This is a genomic window from Allofournierella sp. (genome assembly GCF_048388525.1).
GTDB lineage: Bacteria > Bacillota > Clostridia > Oscillospirales > Ruminococcaceae > BQOK01.
The window spans coordinates 1-6,748 of sequence record NZ_DBGCTQ010000037.1; the positions used below are offsets into that span (position 1 = coordinate 1).

Annotated in this window: 4 protein-coding genes and 1 CRISPR repeat array; of the genes, 1 reads left to right on the forward strand and 3 read right to left on the reverse strand. The window is 66.3% G+C overall.

The genetic code is table 11. The features are described from left to right. Positions 1–26 precede the first annotated feature (26 nt). Positions 27–530: a CRISPR direct-repeat array (repeat unit 33 nt; unit sequence GTCGCATCCCTCACGGGATGCGTGGATAGAAAT). 208 nt (positions 531–738) lie between these two features. After that, on the reverse strand, positions 739–1,728 hold the full coding sequence (locus tag ACMLHZ_RS03605) for a DUF4349 domain-containing protein (protein WP_418666431.1): 990 nt from the start codon (positions 1,726–1,728) through the stop codon (positions 739–741). A gap of 141 nt (positions 1,729–1,869) precedes the next feature. On the opposite strand from ACMLHZ_RS03605, the gene ACMLHZ_RS03610 reads away from it, so the two are divergent. Then, positions 1,870–3,093, forward strand: a complete 1,224-nt coding sequence (locus ACMLHZ_RS03610) for a 6-phosphofructokinase (protein WP_418666432.1) — start codon at positions 1,870–1,872, stop codon at positions 3,091–3,093. A gap of 60 nt (positions 3,094–3,153) precedes the next feature. On the opposite strand, the gene ACMLHZ_RS03615 is transcribed toward ACMLHZ_RS03610, so the two are convergent. Continuing rightward, complete coding sequence (locus tag ACMLHZ_RS03615; RefSeq protein ID WP_418666433.1) at positions 3,154–5,946, reverse strand: AAA family ATPase; 2,793 nt, start codon at positions 5,944–5,946, stop codon at positions 3,154–3,156. Next, the coding region (locus ACMLHZ_RS03620; RefSeq protein WP_418666434.1) for an exonuclease SbcCD subunit D at positions 5,943–6,748 on the reverse strand (806 nt) is incomplete at its 5' end. The genes ACMLHZ_RS03620 and ACMLHZ_RS03615, both read right to left, overlap by 4 nt.

Genomic DNA, 6,748 nt, shown 5'->3' on the forward strand with positions numbered 1-6,748 from the left:
GAACTTTTGCTTGTGCTGCAGCACCGGTCGCATCCCTCACGGGATGCGTGGATAGAAATGGAAGAATACCGCGCACTGATGGACGGGTACCAGGTCGCATCCCTCACGGGATGCGTGGATAGAAATACATCCTCGGCATTGCTGTCTTTTGGGTCGTAGGTCGCATCCCTCACGGGATGCGTGGATAGAAATATTTCCTACTACGCCCGCATGTCCCGATCTCTTTGTCGCATCCCTCACGGGATGCGTGGATAGAAATGATTTTCTGTGTTTTACGGTGTCCTTGGTAGATTGTCGCATCCCTCACGGGATGCGTGGATAGAAATATAGGCGACATCCATATCGCCCAGTATTGCCTCGTGTCGCATCCCTCACGGGATGCGTGGATAGAAATTCGGCCGCGGGCTGGATCCAACTGCTGGCCGCACGGGTCGCATCCCTCACGGGATGCGTGGATAGAAATGCCCACAAAGCGCAGCAGCGGGCCGTCCACGACAGTCGCATCCCTCACGGGATGCGTGGATAGAAATGGCCCGATGGTCAGCAAGCCCGGCTGCTGCCACAGGTCGCATCCCTCATCTGAACTCATAAAAAGCGGCCAGCAATTACTGGCCGCTTTTTGTGTTTTTCCACGCCCCTCTTGACCGCTAGCCGTTCACAGGTTCAAGAGGGCCTTTGGTACCATTTGGGGAAAGTTATCTTGCAACAACCCTATTTACATGCCGGGCCGCATTTATTTTACTGCTGCGGGCCGTATTTCGGAGGATCCTTTTCCCGGGCGGGGGCGGCCGGCGGCGGGGTCATCTCCTGCCCCGGCAGGGGCGGCACCGCGCGCGAGGGGGTCTTGGGCCGGGGCGGGCGCCGCCTGCGCACCGCCCGCAGCACCAGCGCCGCCGCCAGGGCAGCGAGGCCCAGCACGATCAAGGTGGGCAATGCGTAGATCAGGCCGATCAGCAGCCCCTGCAAGCCCTCCACAAAGTTCGTCCAGCTGCCCCGGAAGGCGGCACCCAACTTTGTGCCAAACCCCGGGTCTGTGGGGGTGAGCGCCTGCACCTCGCTCAGGTGCACATCCACGGTGGAGTAGCTGATCAGGCTGTCGTACACCCGCCGCTGGCCGGTATAGCTCTCGATCTGGTAGCGCACCTGGGTAAGCTGCTCCTCAATGGCCAAAAGATCCTCCAGCTTTTCCGCCTGTCCCGCCAATTCCAACAGGCGTTCCTCCTGGGTACGCAGGCTGTCCAGGCGCGCCTCGATGTCCACATAGTCGGCGGTCACGTCCTGAGTGCTCTCGCTTTTGCTCAGCAGGTTGCCCGCCTCAGAGGCGGTGCCCAAAAACGCGCCGTACTGCTCGCTGGGGATGCGGAAGGTATAGTTTACCCATCGGGTGCCCCGCTCGGCGCTGCCGCCCTCACCGCTCTCCTGCACATAACCCTTCGCCTTGGCCGCGGCCTCCAGCAGCGCGTCGCGCGCCGCCTCGAACTGCTTGGATTCCAGCTCAAGCGACGCGTTGTAAATGATCTTGCGTCCATCCTGCGGGGTAAGCTGCCGTGTTCCATCGCCGCCCAGGCCGTTTTCCCCTTCGGCAGGCATGGCCTCGGGCCTCTCTCCCGCCGCCGAATCGTATGCTGCTGTGCTATTGGCCGCCTGTGTGCCCCCCGAACTGCCGCAGCCGGTAAAAAGCCCCGCTGCCAACGCCAAGCAGGCCAGCACTGCTATCCATCGTTTCATTCTTTTCCCTCCTTGTTTTCTTGCCGCTGCGTTTGTTGTTACCCTATATACGAAAAACCCTCCCGGAACATTGCACTCGGTTTATAAATAGGATACAATAAAAATGATATTCCGTCAAAATTTTGCAAGGGATGTGTTGTTTTGGCAATGAATTTTCTCGTGGGGCAGAGCGGCGGCCCCACCGCGGTCATCAACTCCAGCCTGGCGGGGGTGTACGAAACAGCCCGCGAGTGCGGGGCGGGCCGCATCTGGGGCATGCAATACGGCATTGAGGGCCTGCTGGCCGACCACATCGTCGATCTGGACAAAGTGCTCTCCGGCAGCATGAGCATCGAGCTGCTCAAGCGCACCCCTTCCTCCTTTTTGGGCAGCTGCCGGTACAAGCTGCCCGCTCCCGAGGCGGGTGAGGCAATCTACCAAAAGCTGTTCGCACTGTTCGCCACACACTCCATCGACGCGGTGCTGTACATCGGCGGCAACGACAGCATGGATACCATCGCCAAGCTCTCGGCCTATGGCACGGCGGTGGGCAGCCCCGTGCGCTTTCTCGGGGTGCCCAAGACCATCGACAACGACCTGGTGCTCACCGACCACACCCCCGGCTTCGGCTCCGCTGCAAAATACATTGCCACCGTGATGAAAGAGGTCATTTGCGATTCCACGGTGTACGACCTGCACAGCGTCACCGTGGCCGAGATCATGGGCCGCCACGCGGGGTGGCTGGCAGGGGCCGCGAGCCTTTCCAGGGGCGAGGACTGCGACGGCCCGGACCTGATCCTCCTGCCGGAAGTGCCGTTTGGACAAAACCTGTTTTTGCAGCGGGTAGACCAGCTGCAAAGGGAAAAGCACAACGTGGTCATCGCCGCCAGCGAGGGGGTCAAGCTGAAAGACGGCACCTACCTGTGCGATCTGGCGGGGGGCGACGCCCCGGTCGACGCCTTCGGCCACAAGGCCGCGCTCTCGGGCACCAGCCGCTACCTGTCGGACCTGATCCGCCGCGAGCTGGGCTGCAAGACCCGCGCCATCGAGCTCTCCACCTTGCAGCGCTGCGCCAGCCATTTGGCCAGCCGCACCGACGTGAGCGAAGCCTACCGGGTGGGCGGCGCAGCGGTGCTGGCCGCCCTGCAGGGGCAGACCGGCCGCATGAGCGCCCTCAAGCGGTTGGCCGACCACCCTTACCTGTGCGGTGCCGAGACCGTGGACGTGCTCCAGGTGGCAAACCGGGAAAAGGGCGTGCCGCTGGAGTGGATCGAACCGGGCGGCATGCAGGTGGGCCCTGCCTTCGAGGCCTACGCCCGCCCTTTGATCCAGGGCGAGATGACCCCCATCTACGTGAATGGGGTGCCCCGCCACATGAAATCCTGAACCCTTTACCGCCCAACGCATACGCCCGCCGTGTTATTGCACGGCGGGCGTATTTTTTATTCACAGCTCCCGCAGCTCCATGTGGCTGCCGCAGGGGGTTCTGGTCACCACCACCTGCTTTTCGATCCGCCCGCGCAGCTGCGGCACATGGGAGATGATCCCCACCAGCCGCTCCCCCGCGGCCAGGCCGTGCAGGGTGGCGATGGCCTTTTCCAGGCTGTCCTCGTCCAGTGTGCCAAAACCTTCGTCCACAAACAGCGTGTCGGCCTGCACCCCTCCCGCAAACTGGCCGATCGCATCCGAAAGGCCCAGCGCCAGCGCCAGCGCCGCCTGAAAGGTCTCGCCGCCGGAAAGGCTCTTCACACTGCGCACCTTGCCAGTGTAGTTGTCCAGCACGTCCAGGTCCAGCGCGCTCTGGCCCCGCCCGTCGGCCCGGCCCCGGCACAAAAGCTCGTACTGCCCGCCGGTCATTCCCGCCAGCCGCCCGTTCGCCGCCTGTACCGCGCTCTCAAAATAGGCGGCCAGCACATACTGTTCAAACTGCCGCTTGCCCAGCCCCCCGGTCAGGGTGCCGCCCGCCGTGCGGGCCAGCCGGTCGGCAAGCTCGGCGGCATGGCGGGCCTTTTCCCCCTTCTGCGCCTCGGCCCGGATGGCTTTTACCGCTTCCCGGTTCGCCTCCAGGCGCGCGGTCAGCTGCCGCCAGCGCCCCTGCACCGCCTCCCGCAGCGCTTTTTGCTCTTCCAGCTTCGCCTCCAGCGCCGCGCTCTCCGGCACGGCCCCCAACCGCTCCAGGTCGGCGGTCCGCTGGGCCAAAAGCCCCCGGGCGTTTTCCAACTCCCGCAGGTAATTCTGCCATTGCTCTTCGCCCTGCTTTGCGCGCAGATCGGTCTGCTCTTTTTGTTGTTCCAGCTTTTTCAGGGCGGCCCTCGCCTCGGCCTCGCCCGCAAAAGGCAGGGCCGCGCCGGCCTCCTCTTCCCGCCCGGCCTTCTGGGCCAGTTCTTCCCGCAGCCGGCCCAAAGCCGCGTTTTCCTCTTCCAGCTGTGCGGCCAGCTGCGCGGCCAGCTGTCGGCAGGAAACCAGCGCGGCGGCCGCTCTCTGCCCCTCGGCCGCCTGTTTCTGCGCGGCCGCGCTCGCCGCCTGGGCCTCAGCCGCTTGGGCCTGCAGCGCGCCCCCCGCCTCTTTTAAGGCCACGGCGGCAAGCCGCGGCGCGGTGTGTTCCCCTGGCAGGCCGCAACTTTCCAGGGCGGCGTTCGCCCGCTCCACAAAGTTCTCCTGTGCCGCCCTTTGGGCCGCCTGCGCCGCGCCGCTGGCCGCCGCGGCCTGTTCCCGCGCCAAGCGGGCGGCCTCCCAGTGCGCCTTCAGCTTGTCCAATTTCTCTCTGTCCGGCGCGCCCCCCACCTGCCGCGCCGGGCTGGGGTGCAGGGTGCTGCCGCACACCGGGCAGGGCGACCCCGGCCGCAGCTCCGCCGCCAGCAGCCCAGCTTGACCCTGCCAAAATTGGCGCTCGGCCTCGTCGTGGGCCGCAGCGGCCTCGTCGCAGGCCTGCTGCGCCTTCAAAAAGGCTTCCCCCGCCGCACGGGCCCGCTCCTGCCGCTCCCGCAGCTGGCGCCCCAGCGCCGCCGCGGTCCTCACCTGCGCCAGCGCGGCGGCCAGCCGCTGCGCTTCGCCGCCCGCTTTTTCGGCGGCCAGCGCCGCCGCCGCGCCCTCGCTTGCCGTTTGTTCCAGGCGCAGAGCGCGGGCCTGCTCCGCCTCCTGCCGGCGCTTATACTCGCCGGCGCGGGTCTGGGCCGCGCCAAGCTCTGCCTCCAACGTTTTTTTCGCGGCACGCTGCTCTTCCCTGCGGGCATATGCGGGCAGGGCCTCTTTTGCCGTGCGGATCTGCCCGGCCAGGGCTTCACTCTCCTCTGTCAGGCCCGCCAGGGCCGCGTGGCGCTGGGCCTGGGGCTCCTGCTGTGCCTCCAGCGCGGCCAGCGCCGCCTGCTGGCGCTGGGCCTGCTGCCGCAGCCGTGCTGCCTGGCGGGCCTGCTCCAGCCGGGCCGCGCAGCCTTCCACCTCCGCGTCCAGCACCGCGATGCTCTGCCGCAGCTGCGCCTGTGCCGCCTCGTCGTCGGCGCACAGTTCCTCCATCAGTTCCAGCACTTCTCTCCAGCGGTAGACCGCCCCCTCGTCCGCCAGCAGCTCCGCCAGGCGCGCTTCCTCGCCCGCAGGCGCTTTTAAACCCGCAAAATACTGCCGCAGGGCAGCGTCGCTCTGCTCGGTGGCGCGCGCACAGCTTGCCGCCGCGGCCCGTAGTTTTTCCTGCAATTCCCGGCAGGCGCCGGTGCCAAAGATCTGGCGCAGCACCCCGCTGCGTTTTTCGCCCGGCGCGTTGAGCAGCTCGGTGAACTGCCCCTGTGCGATCATGGCGATCTGGCGGAACTGCTCGCCATCCATGCCCAAAAGCGCCCGGATGGCTTCGTCTGCCTCCTGTATCCTTTCCAGGACCGGCCCCTCAGGCGGGGTAAACGCCACCGCCGCCGGGTGCACCGTTTCGCCTTCGCCCCGCTTTTTGGGGCGGCGGTACTGGGGGCTGCGCCACACGGCATATTCTTTGCCCCGGTGCTCAAAGCGCAGTTCCACATAGGTTTCCAGCGCGGGGTCTGCGTAATCGCTGCGCACGGTGTCCACCCCGCGCACCCCGCCCGAGAGCTGCCCAAACAGCGCATAGCTCACGGCGTCAAACAGGGTCGTTTTTCCCGCGCCGGTGTCGCCCGTCACCAAAAACAGCCCGCCCCGGCCCAAGCGGCGCAGGTCCAGGCACTCTTCGCCCGCGTAAGGGCCAAACGCGGCAACCTTTAGTTCCAGCGGCCTCATGCCTGCCCCTCCCTTTCCAGCGCCCGGTCCAGCATGATCTGTTCCTCCCGCGAGAGGGGGCGGCCGTGCACCTTTTCATAAAATTCCGCAAACAGGTCAGCGGGGGTCCGCCGGGCAAGGGTCGCCGGGTCCGGTCCCGGCGCCTGCCGGGCCGGGCGATTCGTCAGGTCAAATTCCAGCCGGGCCAGGTTGGGGTAGACGCTGCGCAGCCGGGCTGCGGCGTCCAGGGGCGGCGTGTCGTCAGTCAGCACCGCATAAATGTAATCGCCGCTGCGTTCGGCACTCTGCAAAAGTGCCTCCAGCGGCCCCTTGATCCGGCGCACCGGCCGCAGGGGCGACAGGGGCACTTCGCTCAGCCGCACCTCGCCCTTGGCCCCCAGTTCCACCACCGTGGCGGTTTTTCCCCGGCGCGACTCGGTGACCGAGTAAGCCAGCGGCGCGCCGCAGTAGCGCACCGTGTCGCGCCCCACCGGCTGCGGCGTATGGATGTGCCCCAGCGCAACATAGTCGAAGGGTTCGAACACGCTCATGTCCACATTGTCCAGCGTGCCCAGGTTCACCGTCTCGGAATCGCAGGTCTCGGGGCCCTGCCCCCCGCTGGTCACAAACTGGTGGGCAAGCAGCAGGTTGCGGCAGCCGGCCTCCGGGCCGGCGCGGCGAACCAAGGCTTTTACCGCGCCGGTGTAATCCGCGATCTCCTCTTCCGGCAGGGCAGCCCGCACCGCGCCGGGCCGCACAAAGGGCAGCGCCCACAGGCACACCGGTCCGTGCCGGTCCTGCAGAACAAAGCGCTCCAGCCGCC

Excerpts from the sequence above, each read along its gene's own strand:
- ACMLHZ_RS03615 (WP_418666433.1), bottom strand. The coding sequence starts at position 5,946 with ATGAGGCCGCTGGAACTAAAGGTTGCCGCGTTTGGCCCTTACGCGGGC.
- ACMLHZ_RS03605 (WP_418666431.1), bottom strand. The coding sequence starts at position 1,728 with ATGAAACGATGGATAGCAGTGCTGGCCTGCTTGGCGTTGGCAGCGGGG.